The organism is Desulfitobacterium sp. LBE (assembly GCF_007830365.1).
GTDB classification, from domain to species: domain Bacteria; phylum Bacillota; class Desulfitobacteriia; order Desulfitobacteriales; family Desulfitobacteriaceae; genus Desulfitobacterium; species Desulfitobacterium hafniense.
This window is the reverse complement of sequence record NZ_VLKD01000001.1, coordinates 215,183-241,687: the sequence shown is the minus strand read 5'-3', so window position 1 is coordinate 241,687 and position 26,505 is coordinate 215,183. Positions and strand designations below refer to the sequence as shown.

At 47.4% G+C, this 26,505-nt stretch carries 23 protein-coding genes; 2 read left to right on the top strand and 21 right to left on the bottom strand.

From position 1 onward, the window contains the following. Positions 1 to 51 precede the first annotated feature (51 nt). The 10 genes from DESLBE_RS01095 to rimO all read right to left on the bottom strand — a co-directional run bounded on the left by DESLBE_RS01095 (position 52) and on the right by rimO (position 11,033). On the bottom strand, positions 52 to 237 hold the full coding sequence (locus DESLBE_RS01095) for a tyrosine-protein phosphatase (protein ID WP_144674875.1): 186 nt from the start codon (positions 235 to 237) through the stop codon (positions 52 to 54). 1 nt (position 238) lies between these two features. After that, positions 239 to 775: a tyrosine-protein phosphatase gene (locus DESLBE_RS01090; protein ID WP_144674874.1), complete on the bottom strand. Its 537-nt coding sequence runs from the start codon at positions 773 to 775 to the stop codon at positions 239 to 241. A gap of 90 nt (positions 776 to 865) precedes the next feature. After that, positions 866 to 2,620, bottom strand: coding sequence for a CotH kinase family protein (locus tag DESLBE_RS01085; RefSeq protein ID WP_243131207.1), 1,755 nt, complete (start codon positions 2,618 to 2,620; stop codon positions 866 to 868). 234 nt (positions 2,621 to 2,854) lie between these two features. Further along, on the bottom strand, positions 2,855 to 4,447 hold the full coding sequence (locus DESLBE_RS01080) for a DEAD/DEAH box helicase (RefSeq protein WP_015944398.1): 1,593 nt from the start codon (positions 4,445 to 4,447) through the stop codon (positions 2,855 to 2,857). 7 nt (positions 4,448 to 4,454) lie between these two features. Beyond that, the gene (locus DESLBE_RS01075) at positions 4,455 to 5,702 is read right to left on the bottom strand and encodes a competence/damage-inducible protein A (RefSeq protein ID WP_144674873.1); all 1,248 of its coding nucleotides are present in this window, start codon (positions 5,700 to 5,702) and stop codon (positions 4,455 to 4,457) included. 314 nt (positions 5,703 to 6,016) lie between these two features. Then, positions 6,017 to 6,475, bottom strand: a complete 459-nt coding sequence (locus DESLBE_RS01070) for a hypothetical protein (RefSeq protein ID WP_144674872.1) — start codon at positions 6,473 to 6,475, stop codon at positions 6,017 to 6,019. A gap of 286 nt (positions 6,476 to 6,761) precedes the next feature. Beyond that, positions 6,762 to 8,243: an AAA family ATPase gene (locus DESLBE_RS01065; protein ID WP_144674871.1), complete on the bottom strand. Its 1,482-nt coding sequence runs from the start codon at positions 8,241 to 8,243 to the stop codon at positions 6,762 to 6,764. Positions 8,244 to 8,284: 41 nt separating this feature from the next. After that, positions 8,285 to 8,824, bottom strand: coding sequence for a hypothetical protein (locus DESLBE_RS01060; RefSeq protein ID WP_015944402.1), 540 nt, complete (start codon positions 8,822 to 8,824; stop codon positions 8,285 to 8,287). A gap of 326 nt (positions 8,825 to 9,150) precedes the next feature. Continuing rightward, positions 9,151 to 9,708 carry a CDP-diacylglycerol--glycerol-3-phosphate 3-phosphatidyltransferase gene (gene pgsA / locus DESLBE_RS01055; RefSeq protein WP_015944403.1) on the bottom strand — a complete coding sequence of 186 codons (558 nt, stop codon included), beginning with the start codon at positions 9,706 to 9,708 and terminating at the stop codon, positions 9,151 to 9,153. Next, the gene (gene rimO, locus DESLBE_RS01050) at positions 9,705 to 11,033 is read right to left on the bottom strand and encodes a 30S ribosomal protein S12 methylthiotransferase RimO (RefSeq protein ID WP_058490735.1); all 1,329 of its coding nucleotides are present in this window, start codon (positions 11,031 to 11,033) and stop codon (positions 9,705 to 9,707) included. The genes pgsA and rimO overlap by 4 nt, the downstream gene beginning before the upstream one ends. A gap of 318 nt (positions 11,034 to 11,351) precedes the next feature. On the opposite strand from rimO, the gene DESLBE_RS01045 reads away from it, so the two are divergent. Further along, the gene (locus DESLBE_RS01045; RefSeq protein ID WP_144674870.1) at positions 11,352 to 11,954 is read left to right on the top strand and encodes a hypothetical protein; all 603 of its coding nucleotides are present in this window, start codon (positions 11,352 to 11,354) and stop codon (positions 11,952 to 11,954) included. Between the two features lie 125 nt (positions 11,955 to 12,079). On the opposite strand, the gene DESLBE_RS26425 is transcribed toward DESLBE_RS01045, so the two are convergent. The 9 genes from DESLBE_RS26425 to DESLBE_RS01005 all read right to left on the bottom strand — a co-directional run bounded on the left by DESLBE_RS26425 (position 12,080) and on the right by DESLBE_RS01005 (position 21,207). Next, positions 12,080 to 12,250: a hypothetical protein gene (locus DESLBE_RS26425; RefSeq protein ID WP_172625343.1), complete on the bottom strand. Its 171-nt coding sequence runs from the start codon at positions 12,248 to 12,250 to the stop codon at positions 12,080 to 12,082. A 19-nt stretch (positions 12,251 to 12,269) separates the two neighbouring features. Next, positions 12,270 to 14,204 (bottom strand): YgiQ family radical SAM protein, encoded by a 1,935-nt coding sequence (locus DESLBE_RS01040; protein WP_144674869.1) that lies wholly within the window; start codon positions 14,202 to 14,204, stop codon positions 12,270 to 12,272. Between the two features lie 53 nt (positions 14,205 to 14,257). Continuing rightward, on the bottom strand, positions 14,258 to 14,749 hold the full coding sequence (locus DESLBE_RS01035) for a YajQ family cyclic di-GMP-binding protein (RefSeq protein WP_015944407.1): 492 nt from the start codon (positions 14,747 to 14,749) through the stop codon (positions 14,258 to 14,260). A 48-nt stretch (positions 14,750 to 14,797) separates the two neighbouring features. Beyond that, a complete protein-coding gene (locus DESLBE_RS01030) occupies positions 14,798 to 15,601 on the bottom strand; it encodes a helix-turn-helix domain-containing protein (RefSeq protein WP_018211455.1) in 804 nt (267 codons plus the stop codon). Positions 15,602 to 15,624: 23 nt separating this feature from the next. Continuing rightward, entirely contained in the window at positions 15,625 to 16,362 is a 738-nt protein-coding gene (locus tag DESLBE_RS01025) for a DUF3388 domain-containing protein (protein WP_005812888.1), read from the bottom strand. Then, positions 16,346 to 17,425 carry a tRNA 2-selenouridine(34) synthase MnmH gene (mnmH, locus tag DESLBE_RS01020; protein ID WP_005812887.1) on the bottom strand — a complete coding sequence of 360 codons (1,080 nt, stop codon included), beginning with the start codon at positions 17,423 to 17,425 and terminating at the stop codon, positions 16,346 to 16,348. Before mnmH ends, DESLBE_RS01025 begins: the two co-directional genes overlap by 17 nt. A gap of 66 nt (positions 17,426 to 17,491) precedes the next feature. Further along, the gene (locus DESLBE_RS01015) at positions 17,492 to 19,831 is read right to left on the bottom strand and encodes a DNA translocase FtsK (protein ID WP_144674868.1); all 2,340 of its coding nucleotides are present in this window, start codon (positions 19,829 to 19,831) and stop codon (positions 17,492 to 17,494) included. 241 nt (positions 19,832 to 20,072) lie between these two features. After that, on the bottom strand, positions 20,073 to 20,765 hold the full coding sequence (locus tag DESLBE_RS01010) for an ATP-dependent Clp protease proteolytic subunit (protein ID WP_015944411.1): 693 nt from the start codon (positions 20,763 to 20,765) through the stop codon (positions 20,073 to 20,075). A 124-nt stretch (positions 20,766 to 20,889) separates the two neighbouring features. After that, entirely contained in the window at positions 20,890 to 21,207 is a 318-nt protein-coding gene (locus DESLBE_RS01005) for a hypothetical protein (RefSeq protein WP_144674867.1), read from the bottom strand. Positions 21,208 to 21,353: 146 nt separating this feature from the next. Between DESLBE_RS01005 and DESLBE_RS01000 the strand changes: the two genes are divergently transcribed. Next, positions 21,354 to 22,910 carry an ABC-F family ATP-binding cassette domain-containing protein gene (locus DESLBE_RS01000; protein ID WP_144674866.1) on the top strand — a complete coding sequence of 519 codons (1,557 nt, stop codon included), beginning with the start codon at positions 21,354 to 21,356 and terminating at the stop codon, positions 22,908 to 22,910. 83 nt (positions 22,911 to 22,993) lie between these two features. On the opposite strand, the gene DESLBE_RS00995 is transcribed toward DESLBE_RS01000, so the two are convergent. Together DESLBE_RS00995 and DESLBE_RS00990 are read right to left on the bottom strand one after the other, a co-directional pair. Continuing rightward, the gene (locus tag DESLBE_RS00995) at positions 22,994 to 23,980 is read right to left on the bottom strand and encodes an Rpn family recombination-promoting nuclease/putative transposase (RefSeq protein ID WP_172625506.1); all 987 of its coding nucleotides are present in this window, start codon (positions 23,978 to 23,980) and stop codon (positions 22,994 to 22,996) included. Between the two features lie 233 nt (positions 23,981 to 24,213). Continuing rightward, entirely contained in the window at positions 24,214 to 26,247 is a 2,034-nt protein-coding gene (locus DESLBE_RS00990) for a methyl-accepting chemotaxis protein (protein ID WP_144674864.1), read from the bottom strand. Positions 26,248 to 26,505: the final 258 nt, after the last annotated feature.

Below are 26,505 nucleotides of genomic sequence, written 5' to 3'. Positions count from 1 at the left end.
AAAACTGCGGTTTTCTATACGCAATTTTTACGCAGACTTACAGTGCGTCTGCTAATTGGCGGAGATCGTATATTTTTCTCTCAGGGTGATGAAGTCGTTTTCATCCAGAGCCATTTCATCCCTCAGGTAATTTTCTTCAATAACACTGAGATAAAATCTAAGCGAAGATATATCCACGCTTCCCGCGTAGGCGGTGTTGGAGAGCAGGTATTCCTGCTCAATTACATCCCATTCCACGTCAAGCGCACTGAGGACCAAGGCTACTGGCGGCAGGCTCCAATGCAAAAGCGGTATAGTAGTTTTTTACATGCAATTCAGAATCAAATCCCTGAACAGTTGTACTCTCCTGAGTTATCCGCTGTCTTACTTCTCTTGGCCAGACAATAAGGTGATGATACTGCACCCCTTCGATATTTGGGTCAGGATCATCCTGAGCCTCAATCTCGTCACGCAGATCAATAATATGAGCTAACTTGTATTTGTTGACAAGCAATTCTTTATCTGCATTTGTTAATAAAGCAAGCTCGCCTGTGCGCAATATGGCGTCCTGCCTTACAACACGATTGCTTTGGGTAGGATAGCCTCCTAATTGTCTGGCGTTTTGAACCGAATCCAAATTAAGCCAGGACGCTGATAATTCAGCTTCAGTCATCCCTGCTAATTCAGAAGCCTGCGTCGCTTCCGTGAGTAATTGTTCCTCGCGAGGCGCTGTGCACGCCCCAACGCCTATGGAGATTGCGAGCATAGCGATAAGCGGCAATGCTTTATATTTCATAGGCCCTTCTTGTCGCAGCTGTACTACAATATCGCAGCCAAGGCGGAATTGATATCCCGCCTTGGCTTATCGGTCTAAACGCCCTTGGTATCAGCCTCCGTTCCTGCCGCCGAACCCGCCGCCCATCGGCATGGTGAGCATCTGTTCAATCTGCTCGTCGCTGAGGCCAAGGTCATGGAGCTGTGTCCGCTGCTCCTCTGTCAGTTTTCCATCTGTCGCCGTTCTGATAATCTCCATCGCCTGCTGCATGGTTTCCATGTCAAGGCCATCCGCCATGTTCGGCATGTTCGGCATTCCTCCTTGTCCGCCAAATCCGCCGCCCATACCCATGCTGCCGAGAGCTGACATATCCACTGAGAAAGCGTCGATCAGCTTATCCGGCTCCGCCGACTGTCCTGCGGTTGTTGAGGGGATGGTTCTGTCAAGCTGTCCCTGAACGCTTTCCCCCCGCAGCGTTCCAAGCTCCTTGAGCTCTGCGACTGCCGCCTGATATTCCTCATAAGTGTAGAAAGCGGTAGGATCGTTTTGTATATAATCAGAAATCATGGCATCAAGTCTATCTACCGTCTGCTCAAACTTTCCATCTGCGAAATATCCGTCCATGATTTCCTGTAAATACTTATGGTACGTTTCAAGGTATTCCGGAACTTCAAGCAGTTTGGATATCAACGGACGATCTTCCATGCTTACACCGGACACTGGTGTGTCTATGGGGAAGTTTACAACCGAAGACGCATTGCCCGACTGGAATCCTCCGAAGGCCATGTTATAATCCCAAGGGAGAATGCTGATCTGGCCGTCGTTCTCGTAGAGATAATAGTTATGCCCCATACTGCCGGAATAACTGTCCAGATTTACGACTATGGTGTGAGCCGCGAGGTATCTGAGAACCGCATCAACATCAACACATTTTTCAAGCTCTGTTCCGCTGTTGAGGTTTTTTAAGGCTTCTATCACACGTTGGTGATCCTCTTCATCTGTTTTCGTTTCAGCGTTATCAAAGATGGCGGAATAACTGGATTCATTGTCATCGGTGTAGACGAGGGAAACACCACCTGAATTGCGCCCCATGCCCATTCCTCCTTGTCCCGGCCACTGGTTATTGGGGCGTGTCTGCTCCGCGCCGTCCGCGTTATCGGCAGCGGGTGCATTATCCGGCCTGTTTGGCCTATTTCCGTCCATATTTTGCCCGATATTTCCGCCCATATCCATGCTTTCAGGTTTGTAAAGCTCACCTTCATCGTCTTTTACGCGGGCGAGATATCCGCTGTCAATATCCTCGATAGCAAGGTAAAAGCCCCAGCTCTCGCCATTGACCGCCATGTCCGCATACGAGTATAAAGGAGTATCCACGCCGATATAGTTCATGATATCGTAGCTCAAATATTCTTTCATGGATGTTGCGTCGGAGTAATTGTTATTCAGAACCAGTTTGTCAAGCCCCAGCCATGTTTGTCCGTCTACATATTCGTCAAACTTGACTTTGAAGCTGTAACGGTCGGTCGTTTCATCTCTCGCTATGGAACTTAAACTTGAGTTCCCTTTGGGCCGGATACCGACGTTTTCGATTGTTGTACCGTTAATTGTGATATCAGCCGAAATATACTCCTCAGCTTCCGCGTTATCAAGCATTGCCTGCCATTTATCAGGGTCGGCGGATATGGAAACAGTCAAAATAGTGGTTTTGTCAATCTCGCTTGCATAGGCAAGCGTGGTCGCATTCTGTGACGAGCCTGCGCCGCTTGTGTTGGTTCCGTTTTGTGTCGTACCTGTGCTGCAAGCAGTTAATAACATGGCACAGATTAACATGATTATAATCCTGCTGGTCATTTTTTTATTTTTCAAACTATCATCTCCCTTTAGTGCTGAACTCTGATCATAGATTAACTGTTCAACAAGAGAACATCTCCGAAAACAAAAAGCAGTTTGTACGCAAAATATACGCAGATGCACTATGCAGCTGCCGAAAATAGTCGCTGTCATCTGTGAAGTTAGAAGGCGGAAAATTGGGGGCCAAATGACCCAAAAAGGCCGCTGTCAACGGACTTACACTCCATTGTACAGCGGCCTTTTGTTTCTTTATCTGGCTTTAGCCGGTTCCACGTTGACCTTACGGCCTTTAATCATGTTCTGATGCATGCAGCTGAGAACCCGGCTGGCATGTTGTTCAGGGATTTCCACAAAGGTAAATTTATCATAGATGTTGATCATCCCGATAATGTTGCCGGGAATTCCGCTTTCGTCAGCTATCCAACGGACGATGTCCTGAGGGCGAACCTGTTGAAGACGGCCAATATTCATAAAGAGGCGGACCATACCAGGGGCTGCTCCAGTATTGCCAAAAGCAATATCATCTTCCTCTTCACTTCGCTCCTCAACACCCTCAACAGCAAATTTCAAGGCTGCTGCCGCTACATCCATAGAATCATACTCTTCCAGCAAAGATCCCACGATGGAGCGATAGGTTCCCAGGTGGCTTCGTTGCAAAATCTTAACCAGCTGATTCTTGAGATTTTCCGCTTGCCGTTCACTGACATCGGCCAGGGTCGGTAACTCTTTGCGTATGATCCGGGTCTTGATCAAACGTTCGATCAAGCGGAGTTGACGGTATTCCCGGGAAGAAACCAAGGTAATAGCCTGGCCTTTTCTCCCGGCTCGGCCGGTACGCCCGATCCGATGGACATAAGACTCAGGATCCTGGGGAATATCAAAGTTAATAACATGGGTTACGTTATCGATATCCAGTCCCCGGGCTGCCACGTCTGTGGCTACAAGCAGCTCAACCTTGCCGTCACGGAACTTCTTCATGACCCGGTCTCTCTGCTGTTGGCTTAAATCGCCATGCAGGGCATCTGCAAAATACCCTCTTGCCTCCAGAGCGGCCACAAGCTCATCGACTCCTCTTTTGGTCCGACAGAAGATAATGGCTTGACCGATATCTTCCATATCAATAATCCGACAGAGGGCATCCACTTTGATTTTGTCTCTGGCTTCATAAAAGACTTGCTCAATCAAAGGCACAGTGAGCTCATCACGGCTTACGGCTACGGATTTAGGCTGGTGCATATAATTCTGAGCCAGTTTCTTAATTTCCGGCGGCATGGTAGCCGAGAAAAGCATCACCTGGCGCTCTTCTTTGGGAACTTGCTTAAGAATCGTTTCTATATCCTCAACAAAGCCCATATCCAGCATTTCGTCGGCTTCGTCCAGAACCACCATTTTTACATACTGCAATTTTAGGGTTCCGCGATTTAAATGATCAAGGATACGACCCGGAGTTCCTACCACCACCTGGCTGCCGAAGCGCAATGCCCGGATCTGACGGTCGATGGATTGGCCTCCGTAAATGGGCAAGGGTTTAATATGGCGATATTTCCCGATCTTGCTAATCTCTTCCGACACCTGAACGGCCAGTTCGCGGGTTGGTGTCAGAATCAAGGCTTGAACTGCCTGAAACTTAGGGTTGACTTTTTCACAGATGGGAATCCCAAAGGCGGCAGTTTTTCCTGTACCGGTTTGGGCCTGGCCGATTAAATCCACACCATCCATAGCCACGGGAATGGCTGCTTTTTGAATTGGAGAGGGCTCCTCAAACCCCATTTCTGATAATGCCTGCAGCACTTGCTTGCTCAGACTTATTTCACCAAAAGATTGTAAACGTTCTGCACTCAATTAATAGTTAACCCCTTTCGCTATTCAACATATAACGGCGAATCCAATCCAGGGCAGCTTGAACAGTAAGCTGACGGATCGAATCACGGCTTCCATGAAACTGAAACTTATTCGCTTTGACACCTTCCGAAGTAGCTAAGCCAATATAAACTAAGCCAACGGGCTTTTCCTGGCTTCCTCCTCCGGGTCCGGCGATTCCAGTAATACTAATACCAAGGTCGGCTTGGGTACGCTCCCGGATGCCTGCGGCCATCTCCCGTGCTGTCTCAGCACTGACAGCACCATAGTGGTGCAAAGTCTGGGAACTCACCCCCAAAAGACCTTCTTTCAGAGCGTTAGAGTAACTGATAACTCCGCCCAAATAGAAATCTGAACTTCCGGGCTCTTGGGTAAGCTGTGCCCCCAAAAGTCCACCCGTACATGATTCCGCCGTGGCAAGAGTCAACCGATGTTCCTTTAAGCCCTTACTGACGAGTTCAAGCATGGTATCCTCATCCGTGCCGAATACCTTATCCCCGAGTCGCTCATGAATCACGCTTTCAGCTTGAGCGAGAATTGCTGCAGCTTCATCGGCATTCCCTCTGACTACTAAGCGGATATGCATTTCAGAATCCTTGCACAGCAAAGTCATGCCGGGTTCATGCCTTCTCATGAAATCCCGGAGCATCTCTTCTAACTCCGATTCCCCCAAACCCACAACTTTCACCACGCGAACGTACATTCTTGCCGAATCTTCCTGAGCTATCCGCTCCAAAAATGGCCATACATAGTTCTTGAACATAGGCTCCATCTCTGTTGGAGGCCCCGGCAAGAGGATGATGGTCTTGTTATTCTTTTGGACAATAGCTCCCGGAGCCGTTCCACAGTGATTGGGAAGAATTTGAGATCCTTCAGGAAAGTATGCTTGTTTCTCTTCCGTTTTGGGCATTTGGCTGCCCCTCATGGCGAAAAACTCTTGAATCTTTTCGTGACTAGGCGGATCAAGAACCATGTTTAATCCAAAAATCTGCGCAATGAGCTCCTTGGAGAGATCATCCTCTGTTGGCCCTGTCCCTCCGGTAATCATGAGCAGATCCGATCGTTCTATTCCTTGTCGGATTACCTTTTTCAACCGTTCTGGGTTGTCTCCAACCGTGGTATGGTAATCCACTTCAATTCCTAACTCAGATAACTTTCCTGTAAGATAATGTGCACTCGTATTTAAGGTCTGTCCTAATAGTATTTCCGTTCCAGTTGCGATAATTTCAGCTTTCATGATATTTTATCACTCTCCCCCTCTAAACGCAAATATAAGTCATCGTTAATTTTGCCATATTGGGATAAACAACATTCCTACTAAGATTATTTCTCTTCTTTGGGAAACTTATCCTTACGAAAAGCCTAAAGCTTTGAACCTAGAAATTTCTCCTGAAATTCCTATTCTCAACTCATTTCCTCAATAAATCTAATTACCATCGCATCCATAATATCTCATCATTCTGCATAAGAAAAGACATAGCTTTCCTCAGTGGAAAACTATGCCTCTTTGAAGTAATCATAAATTGGAATTCACTCAGTTTTTTTCCTGCGTTAATGTCCCCTCAAATCAAAAGATGAAGAAACAGCGTTTTCGGTTCTTCCTATAATGAAGTAATCATCGTGGTTAGAAATATTTTCGAAACTTTTAAACTCATCATCAATAAACTGCATTATTATAGGATAACCAGCCCCATCTGCCGCCGTTTCATATACTTCTATATAGTTGTATAAATCACTATAATATTTTAAGAGTTCTTTTTTTGAAAGTCCTGATTTCACGAGAAGGCCAATCCAAACCTCCGTGTGATTACCGGTTCCTCCAGTGTTCCCACAACCTGAAATAGCTTCAACTATTTCAGTATTATTAGGGGGCGTAGTATTGAGCATTTCTTTTGCGAGTTTTTCAGCTTTTATGTCGTTTAGAATCGGGAAAATAAAATAAGCGGAAATTGTGAGAAGAAACATAGCTGCAAATAAAGTCATAGGTATCTTTATCAACCATTTTTTCACATCTATCCCTCTTAACTTAATATTTAACTATTGCTGCTCTATTCACATACTCTTAATAAACCGGAAAAAATGTCCGAACTTTAGTGCTTTTCACTAATGGATTCTATCATAAAAAGCGTATATGATCTATAAGCTATGTACTAAAAACGCTACAGAAACCCAGCATGTGCCTTTGCTTGTCAGATCGCAAGTGTCCTAAGCTTTTAGGCAAGTAAAAGACCTTCAAATCTTATGCAGTCCGATTAGAACTGTCTAAGAATTGAAGGTCAAATTGTTTAGGAATGGATTAAGCTGCTTCCTCTTCGATAAGCAGGCGAAGCCTCTCTCCATTAAGAACTTCTTCAGTTTTCAATACCTGAACCACTCTCTCCAGGATGCCCTTCTTATCAAGGATCACCTGGCAGGTTCTTTCCTCCAACTCTGCCAATATCTCGCGGGTGACCTGCTGACGCTGATCAGCTCCTAGTTTTACCACATCCACTACCCCAAGGGTGGACATCCCGGAGCCCAGCATCTTCTCCACCATATGCAGGGCCTGTTCATAATCACCGGCGGCACCTGTACTGCGTGTGCCCAGGATGGTCTCCTCAGCTATGGCTCCGGCCAGAGCGACCATAATCTGTTCTTCAATCATGGCCTGGGTGTAAAGATATAAATCATCTTTAGGATAGTGGCGCACATAGCCTAAGGCGTTGCCACGGGAACGAATGGAGATCTGCGACACGGAATGGGGCCGTACAAATTCAGCAAGCAAAGCATGGCCCCCTTCATGGATCGCCACCCGTTGTAATTCTTCATCCGTAGGCTTGCGATCCAGTTTTTCTCCTAAGAGCACCTTTTCCACAGCCTCCCGGAAATGAAACATGTTAACTTCCCGGGCATCATCCCTTAAAGCAAAGACTGCCGCCTCATTGGTGACACTTTCCAGATGAGCTCCAGAAAAATTATAGGTTTCCTGAGCAATCTGTTCCAGATCCACGCAGGAGGCCAGGGGTTTGTTTTTCGTATGAATCTTGAGGATGGCCAGGCGTCCTTCTTTATCCGGCAGGTCCACTTTGACCAGGCGATCGAAGCGTCCTGGACGCAAAAGAGCCGGGTCCAATGCTTCGGCGCGATTGGTGGCGGCAATCAGGAGAATTTGGGTACCTTGTTCACTGTTTCCCAGTCCATCCATTTCCACCAGCAGCTGATTAAGGGTCTGATCGTATTCATGGTGGGAGACATTGCTGCCCCGTTTGGCCCCCAGAATATCCATCTCGTCAATAAAAATGATCGCCCGATCCTTTTTTTCCTTTTTGGCTGATTCTCTGGCTTTTTTGAAGAGCTTCCTTACCCGCTCTGCCCCCACACCTGCGTACATTTCCACAAATTCACTGCCGGAAATGGCTAAGTAAACAGAATCCGTATAGCGGGCTGCCGCCTTTGCTAATAAGGTTTTACCAGTTCCCGGCGGACCGGATAAAAGGATACCCTTCAAAGGCCGAATCCCCAGCTCCCTCATGCGTTCACTGTATAACAGAAAATCCAAGGCTTCCTGGAGTTCTTTCTTAGCGGCATTCTGACCGCCTATGTCTTCAAAGTCAACCGTGCTGCCGGAAATTCGGACCCCTTTCTCGGAACCTCCCACCATGGACCGGGGCATGAATTTCCAGAAAGCGACACCCAAAAGCACTAAAAGCCCGATGGGTAAAACATTATACCCGGAAACCCAAAGATAAAGGAACAAGCCTACGCCAACACCCATCGCGATATCTTTAGCCAATCCCATTCTCTCTCCTCCTTCCCAACTATCACTGAAAGAAGTCTCGTTCAATGATTCATGCCTGTATAATCCTTGCCTACACTGGGCAGGAATGTTCCTTGCCCGTGTCTCTCTATAACGGAAACCAATTGATGTTCCCCTTGGGTCAAGACGAGATAAATCCCTTCATTATCCATGGTCAGATTCATCATCACTCCAGCTTGCTCAGCCTGTGCGGCAAGAGTTTCCTGCATTTGCGTAAAATTTCCCATAACCATTCCCTCTTGAATAGCAAATTGCATCTGCTGATACACTTCTTCCAATTCAGGCGTTCGTTGATCCACCAGACGGATGGGATGGGTTCCGGAAATTGTCTTCAGCTGAGTGCAAATAGTTTGCAGATTGGTGACCTGGCCGGTATTGACCAGCATCTCCGAAGCACCCTGCTTATCCAGTATTTCAGCCGACAGCACCCCTGAAATCTGTTGACTTTCTTTAATCAAAGAACCTTCCAGCCATTTATTCTCATATAAGAGCTTACCGCTTAATAATAATCCGAAAATAAGCATACTTACTAAGCTGATGATGGTGATCCGCTGCTTAGTCATAAAGCGCCTCCACTCCCTTATAATTTATAGAAATTCCAAAATGTATCGATTATTCCTCGATGGATGCAGATTCAAATATAGCAAGCGCATGTACTCATTTACTTCAATATTATAGCACGCCTGATGTACTATTTTTTCATGCAATTCATACCAATAATGCTAAAGAAAACCTGGCTTTGCCCGAAGACACAGTGTTTGCCTTAAACCCATACCCGCCAATAAGGCGAAGTCACTGGTTACACTTATGATGCATAAGTGCAAAAAAGCTTAAAAATAAAGAACAGAATCCTCCGTTTTCTGGAAAACTCTGTTCTTTATTATAGGTTTTATTTTTTCAAAAGCTTCTTCGATTTTACTAAATAATCCACACCTGAAACAATCGTAAAGAAAAGGGCTACATAGAGAAGGGGCTGTCCCAGATAGAGGTTGAAGAGGGATAAAGGCCAATCATGGAGCAGAATCAGAGAAATAGCCACAACCTGGGATACGGTTTTAATCTTGCCCAGTTTGCTGGCTGCAATCACAGTTCCGTCAGCAGAGGCTATGGCTCTCAACCCTGTCACTGCGAACTCCCGGGCCAGTATAATCCAGCAAATCCACGCCGGCACATGCCCCAAGTCCACCAACGCAATTAAAGCTGCCGAAACCAAAAGTTTATCTGCCAGCGGATCCATAAATTTCCCCAGAACTGTAACCTGGCCCCTTTTCCTGGCGATATAACCATCCAAGCCATCCGTCGCAGCTGCCAGGATGAAGATCATGGCCGCCACAAAATCCTGATAAGGAAAAATCGGCTGACCTTTAGGAAATTGGATGAGCAACAAGGCCATAAAGATGGGTATTAATATTATCCGCGCCATTGTGAGTTGATTGGGTAAATTCACTGCACAACCTCTCCCATTAAATCGTAGCTATCTGCTCCGGTAATCTTAACCAGTACAAAGTCCCCGATTTCAAGTTCCCCAGGTGAATCAACATAGACGACACCGTCGATCTCCGGAGCATCCCCTTCACTGCGGCCGACCCAGCGTTGATCCGGCAATGCTTCTTCGATAAGAACCTTTAGGGTCTGCCCTACCCATCTCTGCTGCTGCTCGTAAGCAATGTCGTGCTGCAGCTCCATGAGTTGATCACGCCGCTGTTGACGAATCTCCTCAGGCACTTGGTCCTCCCTTTGGGCGGCCGGAGTAGATTCCTCCTGAGAATAGGCAAAAGCTCCTAAGCGGTCAAAGCGGATTTTCTTAGCAAAATCTACAACAGCTTGAAACTCTTCTTCCGTTTCCCCGGGAAAACCGGTAATCATAGTTGTGCGAAGACGAATGTCGGGGATTTCCTGGCGCAATTTATGAATTAATCCTTCAGCCTCTCGGATCGTACCCCTCCGGTTCATCTCAGACAGGACTTTATCATGAGCGTGTTGAAGAGGAAGATCGAGATAACGGCAAACTTTGGGCGTTTCTTTCATGACTGTGATCAGTTCATCCGTAAACAATTCCGGATAACAATACATAAGACGAATCCACTCTATTCCTTCAATCCCGGCAATCTCTTTGATTAAGGAAGGCAGCCTATATTCACCATAACGGTCCTTGCCATAGCGGGTAGTATCCTGAGCGATCAGTAAAACCTCTTTTACCCCTTCGGAAGCCATGGCCTCTACTTCGCGAAGGATGGATTCCTGGGTCCGGCTGCGAAAGTGGCCCCGCACATGAGGAATAATGCAATATGTGCAATAATTATCGCACCCCTCCGCCACTTTAACATAGGCATACTGCTTAGGGGATAAACGGACACGGGGCATGGTTTCATCATAGATAAAGGCGGGCGCCTCGGCGCTGATTCTTCTGACCTTGCTCTTCTCTGCTTCCTCAAGGGTCTCCAGAATCTCTGCGACATTCCCGGTCCCCATGATCCCGTCCAGTTCGGGGATCTCAGCTAAGAGCTCATCACCGTAACGTTGGGCCAAACACCCTGTGGCCACTAGAGTCTGACACTGTCCTTCTTCCTTATATTGAGACATCTGGAGAATCATATCGATGGACTCAGCCTTAGCACTTTCAATAAAAGTACAGGTATTGATAATGATAATATCTGCCTGCTCCGGCTCATTCACGATCTGGTATTTTGTCATCATATGACCGGTCATGATTTCACTATCGACTTGATTCTTCGGACATCCTAAAGTCACGACAGCAACTTTTTTGTTCAATGTCTGCACCTCTGCATATCATCATTTCTCCAAAATTCTTTTTCCGGCACTGTCAGAAAATATAGGCTTGCACTGTATACTTTCTTTAAAATCTTGATTTGTGTGTAATTACTAATCTAGTATAAACTAATATTTCCCTAAGTGTCAAAACTAATTATCCTTGGTTACGGTCATAGGCAACACTTTTATTACTAAAATATGGCAATATTATAAAAGAGGGGCTTAGCAACTATTCCCTTTAATTTTCAAATGGATTGCAGTAGAATGATGTGAGTAAGCTCTCTGGACAAGATTACATAGTATAATAATCATTGCGAGGTGCTCAGTTTGTTAAACGATACTCTTTCACCTGTCGATCAATGCGGCTGTGGGGATACAGGTTATTTAAACTCCCGCACCCTTCCCATCGCCCTCGATCATGGCGCTGGTAAAGTCATCAATGTGCCTGTCTATTCCTGTGGAAGTTCCATGTGTGACGAATACCGCATCCCTTCGGCCGTGGCTTCCCGTCTCGATGAACTAGCCGAAGAAATGGAAGCAAAAGGAATACTTTCCATGGCTTTCTCCTGGGGAGCCTCCCCAGAGGACACCCTTGGGTATCAGGACTCACTGAGCCAAGGGTTTATATGGAAGTTCCAGAACCGCTCTTATGAAGATGCCCGGGTTCTTTTCGTAATCGATGGCGATACCTTGGTTCTGCAAAGTAAATTAGACCCCACTGAATATTATCTTCTCAAGCGTCTTGAAGAAAGCAAGGAGGGAGTTTTCTTTTCCTTCTCCAAATTTATCGAGGAGGATGAAGAGTTAACCTATGAAAAATATATAGTACTGGAACCTTCCTTTCAGAAAGAGCTGGGAGTTGTCAAAATGGAAGAAGTTGAGGACATGCTGAGGGAAGAGTTCGGGGAGATCTGTGATTAAAAGCCGCGCTGCTGATGGATAAAAAATATTGCCCGGGTCGCGTAGTTTTACGCCCAACGCGCACTCCATAGCTCCAGGGCTGGTCAACTCGCTTTCTTAACAGCTATCTGCGGCGGATAAGTATGCTATGTAGAATGCCGCCTTGAGCGAAACTGACCGGCGCCGCTGAGTTTTTCTCTGTAGTGTTGCGGCTTGGGCAAAAGCCTCATCCGGCTTTCGTCACGGACACTTTCGTGCCAAACCCCGCTGTTTTCTGCATGTAAACCAGTGGCTACGCTATGTTGAGAAAGCTTCATTGACCTGACCGCCCTTCCGCTAAATCCGTTCGCTTTTGTGCGCAAAGCTACTCTTGTGGGGCTTTTTAGTTCTTCTTGTGGGGCTTTTGCCGCGCGGCTGAGCGGCGGAAGGGGCGTTTTTTCCGAGCGGGCCCAAGCTCTTTTTATGCTGGGAGCGGGGGCGAATCAGGCATTTAGGACCATGGCCGATCAAGTCCTCCCGATGGGCCGATTTCAGTGCCTTCTCCACCAAATCGTAATTCTTAGGGTTCCGGTATTGAATCAAAGCTCTTTGCATGGCCTTTTCTTCCATGGTCCGGGGTACATAGACCTTTTCCATGGTGCGGGGATCCAGCCCGGTGTAATACATACAGGTGGATAAGCTTCCCGGAGTGGGAATAAAGTCTTGAACCTGCTCCGGGTTGACTCCCATATCCCGGACATATTCCGCCAGTTCGATGGCTTCTCTTAAGCCGCTGCCCGGATGAGAGGACATAAGATAGGGCACCAGATATTGCTTTTTGCCAAGGTCTTCATTGATCGTTTTAAACTCATCGGCAAAACGCTCGTAGACTTTTTTCCCCGGCTTTCCCATCCTTTTCAATACCTTTTCGCTGATATGCTCGGGAGCAACCTTAAGCTGCCCGCTTACGTGATGCTCACACAGTTCCCGCAAAAAGGTTGTATTCTTATCAGCCAGGACGGCATCATAGCGAATTCCGGAACGCACAAAGACTTTCTTAACCTTAGGCAGATTGCGCAAGCGGCGCAGGAGATCGATATATTCGGTGTGATCCACATCCGCCTTGGCACAAGGAGCAGGAAAGAGGCATTGCTTATGGGGGCATGCCCCGCGTTTAAGTTGGGCTTTACAGGCCGGGCGGCGGAAATTGGCCGTAGGTCCACCCACATCATGAATATAGCCTTTAAAACGCGGACTCCAGGTCAACTGCTCCGCTTCTCTGACGATGGACTCGGCACTCCGCCCCTGGATAATCCGCCCCTGATGGAAGGTCAGGGCGCAGAAAGAGCATCCTCCGTAACAGCCCCGGGAGCTGACCAGGCTGAACTCCACTTCTTCAATGGCCGGAACCCCGCCTGCTTCCTCATAGACAGGATGATAAGACCCAACATAGGGCAAGGCATAGACCCCGTCCATCTCGGCTTGAGTCAAAGGATAGGCCGGCGGATACTGAATAACCCCGACCTGCCCATGGCTTTGATACATAGCCTTGCCATAATAGGGGTCCTGCTGATTATATTGCACCCAGAAGCTTTCCGCATACTTCCTCTTATCTCCCACTACATCCTGATAAGCAGGGAGCTGGATGATTCCTTCCGGAATCTCCTTTTTCCAAGGAACCATGGTCCCTCTGACACCTTGAACCTCAGCAATGGGTTTCCCGTCGTTTAAGGCATGAGCCACCTCAACAACAGCCTTTTCCCCCATGCCAAACACAAGCAAATCCCCCTGGCTGTCCAACAGGATGGAGCGCTTAACCTTATCACTCCAAAAATCATAGTGGGCAAATCGCCTTAGGGAGCTTTCGATACCACCGATAATCACCGGCAATCCCGGAAAAGCTTCACGGACTTTATTGGTATAGACAATGGTGGCATGATCAGGGCGTAACCCTGCCTTGCCTCCCGGGGAATAGACATCTTTTTGACGCCGCTTCTTGGCCGCCGTATAATGGTTGACCATGGAATCAAGATTCCCACCGGACACCAGGCAGGCTAGGCGCGGTCTGCCCAGAGCTTGAAAGGCTTTCACATCACGCCAATTGGGTTGGGCTATAATGCCTACTTTATAGCCATGCTTCTCCAGTACCCGGGATATTATGGCAATACCGAAGCTGGGATGATCCACATAGGCATCTCCGGTAATAAGCAGGAAATCCAGCTCTTCCCAGCCCCGTTTTTTCATGTCCTGTTTACTGATAGGTAGAAATTGGGGAATTTTAATCGAACTCACTCCTTAACTAGTGAAATCAAAAACTCCCACAAGTGTGGGAGGTGTGAATGTCTTTAACGATAGTTGATAAATTGAAGGTCGATACCCAGATCCTGCTTGCGCAATAAGGCGATGACTTCCTGTAAATCGTCTTTATTCTTCCCCGTGACCCGAACCTGGTCTCCCTGGATCGAACTAGACACTTTGATTTTGCTGTCTTTGATGAGCTTATTGATCTCTTTGCCTTTATCCTGAGATATGCCTTGAACAAGCTTAACTTCCTGGCGGACCGTATCTCCGGCTGCCGGCTGAACCTTGCCATATTCCAGAGCTTTAAGAGAAACCTGCCGCTTAACCAGCTTGCTCTCCAAAATATCAATGACATTGCGGAGTTTAAAGTCATCGTCAGAAACCAGTATAATTTTCTCGTCCTGCAGTTCAAGGGAGGATTTACTGTTTTTAAAATCAAAACGCTGTTCAATTTCTTTTTGCGCTTGATGAACCGCATTGATTACTTCCTGCATCTCCACTTTAGAAACGATATCAAATGATGAATCCTTGGCCACGAATCTCTCTCCTTTGCATCCATGAATATATTCAACCAGCCTCAAGCCTCAAGGCAGGAGGCTGATTTGATTTGCGCTGTCTTTCTTAAGAATGATGTTATTAACCACCTGTCCCTGAGCCCCGAGGCTTGGCCAGGTCTTGCCGTTAAGGGTTACCGTAAGTCCACCGGCATTGCCGACTGTGACCAGTTCTATTTGGTCCTTTGCCTTTAACTCTTTAGTGGCTCCTTGAGTAAAGGTTCCCTCAAAAGCAAACTGACCATCCACATTGACCCGGATCCAGCAGGGCTGACTAAAGACCAGCTGAGCCACCAGACCTTCATTTTCCTGGGCGATCACATTTTGGGGGTTGGAAGGAGAGGTTTGGGCCGGTGGCGTATTGTCCGGCGGGGGAGTGTTTTCCGGTTGTTGGACGACTTCTTCCTGAGGGGTAGTAGGCAAGGGTGTGACTATATCTTCCGGAGCAATGGTGGTGCCCGGATGCTTGCTCAGGGAGGCAATTCCGATCACGACCACAAGAGCAACCACTCCGGTAACAGCCACAAGCACAGGTTTAATCCACTGGGGCCTCCGGCGGGGCAGCGGCGGAGCCGGTTCAGCGGATAAGGGTTTTTCCTGTTGCTGCCCTAAGGCTTTATAGTGCTCTAGAACCTCCTCCGGGTTTATTCCCAAATGCTTGGCATAAGTTCTTAAAAACCCTTTGGTATAAGTGTCACCGGGTAAAATATGATAAGCTTCTTCTTCCAAAGCTTCCAGATAGCGGATTCTGATTTTGGTAACTTCTTCAGCCTGAGTTAAGCTCCACCCTTTATCCACACGAGCGTTGCGAAGGATTTGTCCCTCTCCTGCCATGATAAACCCTCCTTCTTAGTGTTTTAGCTAATATCAAAAGCAGAAAAACTAACGGCTACATCATCAATCCCAATCTCATCCTGAGGTTGATTACGAATCTCAATGATAAAATCCAGGTCTCTTTTGATCCGGCCATCCCGCAAAAATACATCAGGATGTTCGATGATCTTCGGTGTGGGTAATTCCATCACCCGGTTCAATAATTCCCAGTGGGCATCATTGCCACGGGAGGTGCTTGTCATCCCATCGATTAAAAACACGGAATCTTCAGCTTCGTCCAGCATAAGGGTTGTGCGCAAGGTTTGCCGGATAATCGTCGAAGAAAGGAGGATCCACTTCTTATTGGCATAAACGCAGGCGCTGATCGCAGCTTCCGTTTTTCCTACCCGGGGAACCCCGCGGATACCAATCAACTGATTGCCACCCTCAACTAAAGTATCTCCTAAAAAGTCCACAAGCAATCCTAATTCTTCCCTAATAAAGCGGTAAGTCGGCGGATTGCTTTCCGCCTTATCCAAACGCCGCCCATGCCGCAAGGCCAGGCGATCAAAGATCGTCGGCGGGCGAAAAGCTGCGATCTCAATGGTATCGACATGCTGCAAAGCCTCTTGGAGGGCTTGAACCTTCTCCGGGGACGGATACTGAAGCAAAAACCCCCGGCGGTCCTCACCGATCCCATTGACGGTTAAGATATTGATCTCAAGCATTCCCAATAATGTGGAGACAGCACCCAGCAAGCCGGGTTTATTTTGCTGTATCACATATTCCAAATAAAGTTGTTCTTCTGAGTATACCCGACCACTGATCAAGGTAATCCTCCAATTCTTTGATCCCCTTTTCCGGATCTTCATTGCTTATGGAATCATCATAATCATTGCTGGGATGGTTAGGATAGGCATAAAGAGCGTCGTAGTATTTCAGCATTCCTTCTGTAAACTCTTCCAAATTTCCTTGTTCCAGCAAAGCGCTGTACTGGGCAATCGTTTTATGCCCCAGGTTTTTCGTCAGACGCCCAAGCGCCGACTTAATCTCCAGGTCAGCATGAGGATACTGGGTGTATTCTTTGATTAAGCGTTCAACCCGATGCTGAACTGAATCATAGATCAGGATTTGCGGGCCCATTTTCATAGCTTCATAAACATTGGTCGGCAAATTGATGCGGCCAATGCGCTTACTCTCACATTCAACTATAATATAAGGGAAATCCGCTAACATCCTAAGCTCTTCGTACAAAGCGGCTTCAAAGCTTTTCTGAGAAGGACCTGAACCCAAGCCCACCGACCCAAATACAGAGCCCCGATTATTAGCCAGGGACTCTAAATCAATGGCCGGATAGCCGTCAGCCCTTAACCGCTTTAATAGTTCAGTCTTGCCTACACCGGTATTCCCCCGCAGCACGACAACTTTAAAGGGGAACTCCCGGCTAAAATAATCATGAACCAAATGGCGATAAGCCTTATATCCTCCTTGCAAGCGGTAAACAGGCAAGCCCATCAGACCCAAAACAGTGGCTAAGGATTTGCTCCTCATCCCTCCCCGCCAGCAAAAGAGCACCACAGGCCGGCCCTTGGACCATTGCCTGGCTTGGTTATAAAGTCCATCCAACTTAGGACCGGCTATAGCCAGCCCTTGCTCCTTGGCTAAAGCGGGCGAGACCTGTACATAAGTAGTGCCAATCATGGCTCGTTCTTCATTACTAAACAGAGGCAGATTCAGTGCACCAGGTATGGTAGCTTCCTCATATTCACCTTCAGAGCGAACATCGAGAAGAACTATATCTTTAATTTTCAGCAACTCTTCAATCGTTATATCCTGAACCATCATATTTCCTTCTTAAATTATACTATTCTCTTCTATTATCATAAATCCTCTCAACAAAATGTGCAACTTTTACCCGATTTCTTCTTCACCTAACCCAAACTTTTGATCAAATTGCCCCTTGGTCAGCAAAACTTCCCGGGGTTTTGAGCCTTCATAACCGCCCACGACCCCTTTTTCTTCCAACAAATCCATCAAACGGGCCGCCCGGGTGTAGCCGATGCGGAGCCTTCTTTGCAGTAAAGAGACGGAAGCATTGCCCGCCTCGATAAAGAGCAGAGCCGCCTGATGAAAGAGCTCATCCCCAGTATCTTCCGCAGGCTTGTCGGTTCCCAGCTCAATATTAGGAATCTCCTGGTATTCCGGTTTAGCCTGATTCTGCAGGAAGCGGACCACATTTTCCACTTCCTTATCGGCCAGGAAGCATCCCTGTACCCTGATGGGTTTGCTGGCTCCCATAGGATAGTAAAGCATATCCCCCCGGCCTAAGAGCTTCTCCGCTCCATTCATATCCAGGATGGTCCGCGAATCGATCTGAGAAGATACAGCAAAAGCAATCCGGGAAGGAACATTGGCTTTGATCAAACCGGTGATCACATCCACCGATGGACGCTGGGTAGCAATCAGAAGATGGATTCCCGCCGCCCGCGCCATCTGCGCCAAGCGGCAAATCGAATCTTCCACATCTCCGGGGGCTACCATCATGAGGTCTGCTAACTCATCGATAATCACCACCACATAGGGAAGAGGCGGCGCATCTTCTTTCTTTTCCTGGGTGCGCAGGTAATTATAGCGGACAATATCCCTGACCCCGGCGGCAGCAAACAGCTCGTAACGGGTCTCCATTTCCGTGACAATCCATTTTAAGGCTCCGGCCGCCTTTTTCGGATCCGTGACCACCGGTGCGATCAGATGAGGAATTCCGTTATAATTCGTCAGTTCCACCATCTTCGGATCCACCAATAAGAACTTGACTTCATCCGGCCTTGCTTTATACAAAATGCTGTTGATCAAGGTATTGACACAGACAGACTTACCTGAGCCGGTGGCGCCGGCAATCAATAAGTGAGGCATTTTGGTTAAATCCGCCACAATCGGACTCCCTGTAATATCTTTGCCCAGCACGACCGTCAGCTTACTGAGGGAATTCTGAAATTCCGGTGTCTCCAGGACTTCCCGAAAATGCACCGTAGCGATCTCTTTATTGGGCACTTCGATTCCCACCACCGATTTCCCCGGAACAGGGGCCTCGATACGCACATCGGTAGCCGCCAAACTCAGCGCGATATCATCGGATAAATTCGTGATCTTGCTTACTTTAACCCCAGGAGCAGGCTGGGCCTCATAGCGGGTAATCGCCGGTCCCTGAGTTACATGAGTAACTTTAATTTTAACCCCGAAACTCTCCAGGGTATCTTCAAGAATCTTCACATTATCCGCCAAATCTTTATTAATACGAGGATTCTTCACCTTCATGGTTTTATTGAGCAGGGTTAAATTAGGAAGTTGAAAATCACCGCTCTCCTTCTGGGCCAACCTGGAAACAGGGGTTCCTGTGACCTTGCCCGGCGGGTTCGTTTTCTGTTTCTTTTCTTCGGCAAAAGGAAGCACGGTTTGGATGATGGGAGTGTCTGCCAGAGGCTTCTCTTCCTCTCCGCCATGGTCCGCCAGATCCTGAAGGGTCTTAATAATCACCGGCCGCTCCACCAATTCAGGCTCCAGTACCTTTAAGGGCTCCGTGGTCGCTTTCGTCTCTTTCTTCTTGATATTCTTTTTTAAAGCTCTCTTTTCCAGAGGCTCTTCGGGAAAGACTTCTTCAGGATTCTCTTCAGTATCCTGAATCACATAGATAAAATCTTCCACGTGGTTTTTGACCCAGCGGCCTGATTCTTTACCGGCCTTTTGCACTTGCTGCAGACCGCCGATGAGGGAGCGGTTCGTTACCAGTAAAGCTCCGCTAAGTGCGGTGACAATAAGTACCACATAACCTCCGGAAATACCCACTGAGCTTTTCAGAGCCATGGTCAGGAGGGCACCGATTGCTCCTCCTCCGTGTCCCAGCAATCCTTCATCGAGGATCGTTTCATTAGTATAACCACTAAGACCGGGGAGTTGAAAATGCAATAGTCCTTCAAAAGCCAGCCATAGCAAAAGAACTCCTACCGTTCTCCACTGGTTATTGATATGTTTACGATTCATATAAGCGATTCCCCAGGCACCCAGCATAAGCAGCAGCCAGACCCGACCGTTGCCGGCCAGCACGGTTAAGCCTTCTTTGATCTTGCCGCCTACGATACCATTGCTTCCGGAGTATAGGGCCACAATGCCCAATACCGCCAATCCCAAGGCCACAATGCCGATCAGTTCATGGCGGACATTATCTTTGAGAAACCCTTTTTTCTTTACCGTCATCTTCTTTTTCTTCCTAGCCAAAAAACATCCCTCACATCATACTTTACTCATCTGATTCTTGCCAAGCCTTATGTAGTGTCTATTTCTACACAAAGGAAATTTTTCCCTCCTAGTTCAACTGCAATTCCTTTGTTGCAAACACGCTTGCCATTTGCGCATTTTGTTGCTTCGCTGCCGCTTTGACTCATACCTTCTGATAGTATAGCAAAAAATCGGCTCTTCAGCCGATTTTATTGTAAATTTAACTTTCACGCTTTGACCCGATCAGGCGCTTTAGTTCCCCATAGGCTTCCTTCAGGCCTCCGACAGCATCAATCAGCCCTATATCGACAGCATCCTGTCCGATTAAAATAGTCCCGATATCCTGGGCCAGTTCACCGGTGGCGAACATGAGCTTTTTCAGCTGCTCTTCTGTTATCTGGGAATGTTGGATAATAAAGCTATTGATTCTCTCCTGCATTTTTTGTAAATAATCGAACTGCTGATGTCCATTGATCACTAACCCAGTATAACGTATGGGGTGCAAGGTCATGGTGCCCGTTGGCGCAATAAAGCTGCGATCGCAACTCACAGCGATGGGAATCCCGATACTGTGCCCGCCCCCCAAAACAATGGAAACGCTGGGTTTGCTTAAGCTGCTCACCAGCTCGGATATGGCTAGCCCCGCCTCCACATCTCCCCCGGCCGTATTTAAGATCAACAATATCCCTTCTACTTTAGGATTCTGCTCCACAGCAAAGAGTTGAGGAATAACATGTTCATATTTGGTAGCCTTGGTTTGAGCGGAAAGGACTTGATGTCCTTCGATTTGTCCGACAACGGTCAGACAATAGATGCTCTCCGAAGGCTCAGGGATTCGAATCTGGCCCATCTCTTTTAAAGCTTGGACCTCCGGATTTATGGGTTCATTTTGATTTTCACTTTCACTTCTCACAAGGTGCACTCCTTCCGATAACGTCTGCATTTCCTTCTCAATTCCCAAAAGACGGATTAACCTGTCTTCTACTATTATGAGGATTTGCTCATAAAAAAATGCAGGTCACTCTTCCTGCACAATTTCACCTTCCTATTTGTCTGCCAATGATGATAATCCAGGAGCGGTGAACTAAGTCATGAACCAGGGATGAACTGACTTTACCATAAGGCCGCAGCGTCCTGGATAATCTGCTGCCCAAATATTGCCCCAGGAAATAGGCCGCCAAAAAAGCTAACAGTGTTGCCCCGGGTAATTCCAAATGATGTCTCAGCAGGGCGGCAAAGGGCACCGGAAGATGAATGGCCATAAACCAAGGCAGGGAAAGCTTTCTGACATTTTCCCGCCAATATCCAAAGGGAATATTAAGCAAGCAGACCAGCATTAAACTCCAAATAAGCATACCACTCCCACTCCCCCTCTACTCATCCCTATGTCTTTTTAACCCCATCTATAACACCCCATAACCTGTCCGCTTATAAATATCCTTTGACAAGTCTATAAGCTTTTTTTAAGATAGATAAGTATGAAAGTAAAGGGAGTTTTATCATGAGCATATTAAATGTTGAAAATGTCAATCACGGCTTCGGTGGTCGTAAGATTCTGGAAAATACAACCTTCCGTCTCCTCAAAGGTGAACATGTGGGGTTGGTAGGAGCCAACGGAGAAGGGAAATCAACCTTTCTCGATATTATCACCGGCAAACTTATTCCCGATGAAGGGAAGGTGGAATGGTCCAACCGGGTGTCCGTGGGCTATCTGGATCAACATACTGTATTGACCCAAGGTAAATCCATTCGCGATGTTCTCCGGGAAGCCTTTCAAAAGATGTTCGAGCTGGAAGCTGAGATGCTGGAGCTCTACAACCGCATGGCTGAAGCTACGGAAGCGCAGATGAACAAGATGATGGAGGATGTCGGGGAAATTCAGACCATTCTGGAAAGCAATGGTTTCTATATGATCGATGCCAAAGTGGAAGAAGTGGCCAACGGCTTAGGCCTCGGTGAAATCGGTCTGGATAAAGATGTTGCCGATTTGAGCGGCGGTCAAAGGACAAAAGTTCTGCTGACCAAGCTTCTGCTCCAAAAGCCTACTATATTAATATTAGACGAGCCGACCAACTATTTAGATGCCGAACATATCATTTGGTTAAGCAATTATCTGAAGGATTATGAGAACGCCTTTATCCTGGTATCCCATGATATCCCCTTCCTAAACGATGTGGTCAATGTAATCTATCATGTGGAAAATGCCGACTTAACCCGTTATACCGGGAACTACGAGCAATTTATGCAGCTCTATAACATCAAAAAAGAGCAAGAGCTGAAGGCTTATGAGAAACAACAAAAAGAAGTGGACCGCCTGGAAGATTTTATCGCCCGCAACAAAGCCCGCATCTCCACCACCGGCCGGGCGAAAAGCCGTCAGAAACAGCTGGACAGAATGGAGATTCTGGAAAAGCCCAAAGAGAAAATCAAGCCCCAATTCCGGTTTAAGGAGGCCAGAAGTCCCGGCCGGGTCATCTTTGAAGCCAAGGATTTGGTTCTTGGTTATAATGAGCCCTTAACCCGCCCCCTCAGTCTGCACCTGGAAAGAGGTCAAAAAGTGGCCATCCGCGGAGTCAATGGTCTGGGTAAGACCACCCTGTTGAAAACCTTGCTGGGGATCATTCCCTCTCTTAGCGGCGAAGTCATCTTAGGGGATTATCTTTACCCCGGTTATTTCGAACAGGAATCCAGCCGGGGCAACACCAATACTCCCATCGAGGAGATCTGGCAGGAGTTTCCCGGACTGACCAACTATGAAGTCCGTCAGGCTCTGGCCAAGTGCGGACTGACCAATGAGCATATCTCCAATAAAATGATGGTTCTGAGCGGCGGTGAAAGCGCCAAGGTACGCCTCTGCAAGCTCATGCTGAAAGACATCAATTTCCTCGTCCTGGACGAGCCCACCAACCATCTCGATGTGGACGCCAAGGACGAATTGAAAAAGGCTATCCAGGAGTTCAAAGGTACAGTTCTTTTAGTATCCCATGATCCTGACTTCTACAGCGATTGGGTCAGCGATATTTGGAATTTGGAGCAGTGGACCACGAAAATAGTCTAAATAACAAAAGACGCCTAATCTCATCTAAAACTGAGATTGGGCGTTTTTCATTATGGGTTATACAGGCGAAAGAAAGGCTATCATCAAACTTGCGCATTTCTTAAGTTTCTTAATTCCTCTTCAGTCAAACCAGTCGCTTCGCTGATTTTTGTTATTTCAAAACCCAGATCCAAGAGTTTTCTGGCCACTTCTGCTTTGCCTTTTTCTATACCCTTTTCTATGCCTCTCTCTATACCTTTCTCTATACCTTTCTCTATGCCTTTTTCCATACCTTTTTCCATACCTTTTTCCATAGCTTCAGCCATGCCCTTCTCCAGGGCTTCTTTCAAGCGGAGTTCTGCCTCCCGTATAGCGGCTTTCTCATCCAATATGGCCTTACGCCGGTCATAATACGCTTCTCTCACCCGCGGATCATCGCTGGTTTCTTCCCAGGCTGCCATCGCCTGATACAACACTGGGTCTTTCACGGCTATCTCCTCCAATACCTGTAAAATTTCCTGATTATCCGCTCCCTCCAGGAGCAGCAGCCAGCGGACCAACCCATCTTCCCAAGGGCTTACTTCCCGGTTCCTCCACTTGATCAGCAGCTTGGGCAGCTCCATAAAGTGCATTTCCAAGACATCGGTCAGCTGGAATCTCTCTTCATCTTCATAAAGATGAAACACACTATGGTAGTTGGGAGTCTGCTTCAGGTAATTGAAATCCAGAATGTTGATGGACACTGTTTTGGCCAGCTCCTTATAGCCCATCCCTTCCCGGATCTGGCGGGAGTATATCTCCGCCCAATAATAGAGGGAACGTTTCTCCATATCATATTGATTGTTCAATTGTATTTCGATATTAATCTGCATCCCTTGGCCGGTTATGGCCCGAACGTCAAGGATCGACTTCTTATCTTCTCTATATTCTTTGTTTAATTCCGAATTCATAATCGTAATGTCTTCAATCCGGCTCTCTGGGGGCAGTTTGAGCGCCGCATTGAGAAAGGCAATCAGGATGGCTTCATTTCCTTCTTTGCCGAAAATAAGCTTGAAGGCATAATCGATTTTAAGGCTGATAAACTCTTTCAGCACGTTCACCTCCCCTTTTCGCCAAGGTTCTTAGCTCACGCAAGGGTTTCACCCATATTATACCATAATCCTCGGCCATGGTGTGATTGTTTTTAGACCGTTCCCGCCGTTTTCTTTCTTTTTCCGGTCCCTTATTCATATATCTCTTTTGATCAAAACCAGCCCCCAGACGCAGTTATTTTTCTGCATCCGGGGGCTGCCTGGCAATGTTCGCCTTTTAGGATTCCGGGCATTTATATTTTGAATTCTCCTATGACCGCCTGCAGATTGCCCGCCATTTCCGAAAGTCTTTGGCTGTAGTTGGCAACTTCCTGCATGGCCGCCAATTGTTCTTCCGTTGCGGCGGAGACATTCTGAGTCTCACCTGAAGTTCTCTCGCTCATTTCATTAATTTTATCCAACTGTCCATAGAAGCTTCTGCCAATCTCCGCCAAATGCTCAACCGCTGCCGACACCTGGCCGACGTCTTGGGACAGGTTTTCGATAGCCGTCTTGATCCCTTTAAAGCTTTCTCCGGTCGAAAAAACATGGCTAATCCCCAGGTCGATGCTTTCTGCACTTTCATGGGAAACCTGAACGGTCATTTCAACATTTTCCTGATTATCCTTCACCAGCAATCTGATCCGGTCTGCCGCCGTCCGGGATTCTTCCGCCAGCTTGCGCACTTCCTCAGACACCACGGAAAAGCCCCGCCCATGTTCACCGGCACGGGCCGCCTCTATGGCGGCATTTAAAGCCAGCAGATTGGTTTGCTCGGCAATGGAAGTAATAATATCCACAATTTGAGAGATCTCCCCAAATCCGTTCTGCAGTTTGGCGACGGTTTCCTGCATTTCTGCAGACCCTTGACCTACTTTTTGCATCTGGGCAATGGCTTCTTCCACTTTAAGCAGGCCATGATCCGCGCTCTGTCTGGCATCCAAAGACAGCCTCTCCACATTTGCGGTAGAGCTATCTATTTTTTCCAGACCCTCGATGATCCGTTGGGATTCTTCTTCCAAATGTTTGATAGCGACGGCCTCAGTTTCTGCACTGCAGGCAATTTCACCTACGGATTGGGCCACTTGATCGGCGGCACTGGCTGATTGTTCGGATACCGCCGTCAACTCCTGGCTGGAAGCAGCCACCTGCTCAACGCCGGCCATGGCTTTTGCGATCAGTTCCCTGACATTGGACCGCATCTTCACCAGTCCTGCCGAAGCCTGCCCTACCTCGTCGTATGCTTCAGCTTCCTCATCCCTCTGACGGAAGTCCCCCTCGGCCATGACCAGGCATTCATCCCTTAAGCGAATGAAAACCCTGCTCATCCTGCCGCTGAAGATAACTGTAACGGCGATGGAAATAAGGATGCATAGGAAAGACGTCACGACCATGGACCTGGCCAGATTGCTTATGGGCTCATACTCCTCCGTCACAGGCGCCGCAATCAAAACATTCCACTGACGGTCTCCGGCCAGGTTAATCGGCGTAAAGGTGCCAATCACTTCGACGCCCCGAATGGAAGTGTATCTCCCGACCAGCTGTCCCTTCTCCTCCATGCTTTGGCTGAATAATTCCATCAGTTTTTTGTCCAATTTAGCTTCCTTTGTCTTAAGGGACTCATCAATATCTTCTTTGGACAGATCCAATTTCCCTACCATCTCCTCCGCTTGAGGAAAAGCAATCACAAGGCCCGAGCCATCCACAATCAAACCATAGCCGGTAGACAGAAACTTCAAATCCTTCATCAGTCCGCCCAGTTTTTCCATGGCGAAAGACCCTGTCAGTACGCCCAAAACCTGATCACCGTCCATGACAGGAACAGCAACATTAAAGGCTGTTTTCCCCGTGGTTCTTGAAGTAACCAGCTCTGAAACCACCGGGCTCTTCGTTGCCAGAACTTTTTTAAAGTAGTCCCGGTCCCCCAATTCAACCGTCGTTCCATCGGAGCGGACCGCAGCGCCGGAAGGAGCGATAAAGACAGCGCTTTCCAGCACCTTGCTTCTGGATTTACCCCATTCCAGCGTTTTTACCAGCTGCTGATCCTCAAGGGCACCCATATAAACTATTTCCGCTGCAAAAGCTTCCTGCTGAATGATGGCCTGTTCTATGTAACCCTCTACCCTTACCGCATACTCCCTTCCCACAGCCATTCCGGTCTCCTCAACGCTTTGGGACAGGGCACTGCTTGACAAATAATAACTGATTGCCGAAAGCGCAATGAAAGACAGCAAAAAGATCGGCATAAACACCAGCAGCAGCTTATATTTGATTTTTTTCAGCTTCATCTCGTTCGTCTCCTTCGTAACTTTTATATGTTTAAATCAGCCTCTATAAAATAATCTGCTGTAAAAACCCTACAACAGATTGTTTCTTTATTCACATCCTATCCTACCGAATTTGGCTAACCTTCTTGCAAAGGGGGGCTTTTAATCTGTATTATCTTAATTTTACTTAAAAATAAGATATATTTCAAGAAAAATAGTACATAAATCGACATAAATAGACCTGGCCGTAGCGGTTTCTTTTACCGAAGAAACAGCAAA

Excerpts from the sequence above, each read along its gene's own strand:
- DESLBE_RS01005 (WP_144674867.1), bottom strand. The coding sequence starts at position 21,207 with ATGCTTATTTGGAGTTTAATGCTGGTCTGCTTGCTTAATATTCCCTTT.
- DESLBE_RS01065 (WP_144674871.1), bottom strand. The coding sequence starts at position 8,243 with ATGGGATTGGCTAAAGATATCGCGATGGGTGTTGGCGTAGGCTTGTTC.
- DESLBE_RS01060 (WP_015944402.1), bottom strand. The coding sequence starts at position 8,824 with ATGACTAAGCAGCGGATCACCATCATCAGCTTAGTAAGTATGCTTATT.
- DESLBE_RS26425 (WP_172625343.1), bottom strand. The coding sequence starts at position 12,250 with ATGAAGCTTTCTCAACATAGCGTAGCCACTGGTTTACATGCAGAAAAC.
- DESLBE_RS01090 (WP_144674874.1), bottom strand. The coding sequence starts at position 775 with ATGAAATATAAAGCATTGCCGCTTATCGCTATGCTCGCAATCTCCATA.
- DESLBE_RS01000 (WP_144674866.1), top strand. The coding sequence starts at position 21,354 with ATGAGCATATTAAATGTTGAAAATGTCAATCACGGCTTCGGTGGTCGT.
- DESLBE_RS01075 (WP_144674873.1), bottom strand. The coding sequence starts at position 5,702 with ATGAAAGCTGAAATTATCGCAACTGGAACGGAAATACTATTAGGACAG.
- DESLBE_RS01030 (WP_018211455.1), bottom strand. The coding sequence starts at position 15,601 with ATGGCAGGAGAGGGACAAATCCTTCGCAACGCTCGTGTGGATAAAGGG.
- DESLBE_RS00990 (WP_144674864.1), bottom strand. The coding sequence starts at position 26,247 with ATGAAGCTGAAAAAAATCAAATATAAGCTGCTGCTGGTGTTTATGCCG.
- mnmH (WP_005812887.1), bottom strand. The coding sequence starts at position 17,425 with ATGATGGTTCAGGATATAACGATTGAAGAGTTGCTGAAAATTAAAGAT.
- DESLBE_RS01015 (WP_144674868.1), bottom strand. The coding sequence starts at position 19,831 with ATGACGGTAAAGAAAAAAGGGTTTCTCAAAGATAATGTCCGCCATGAA.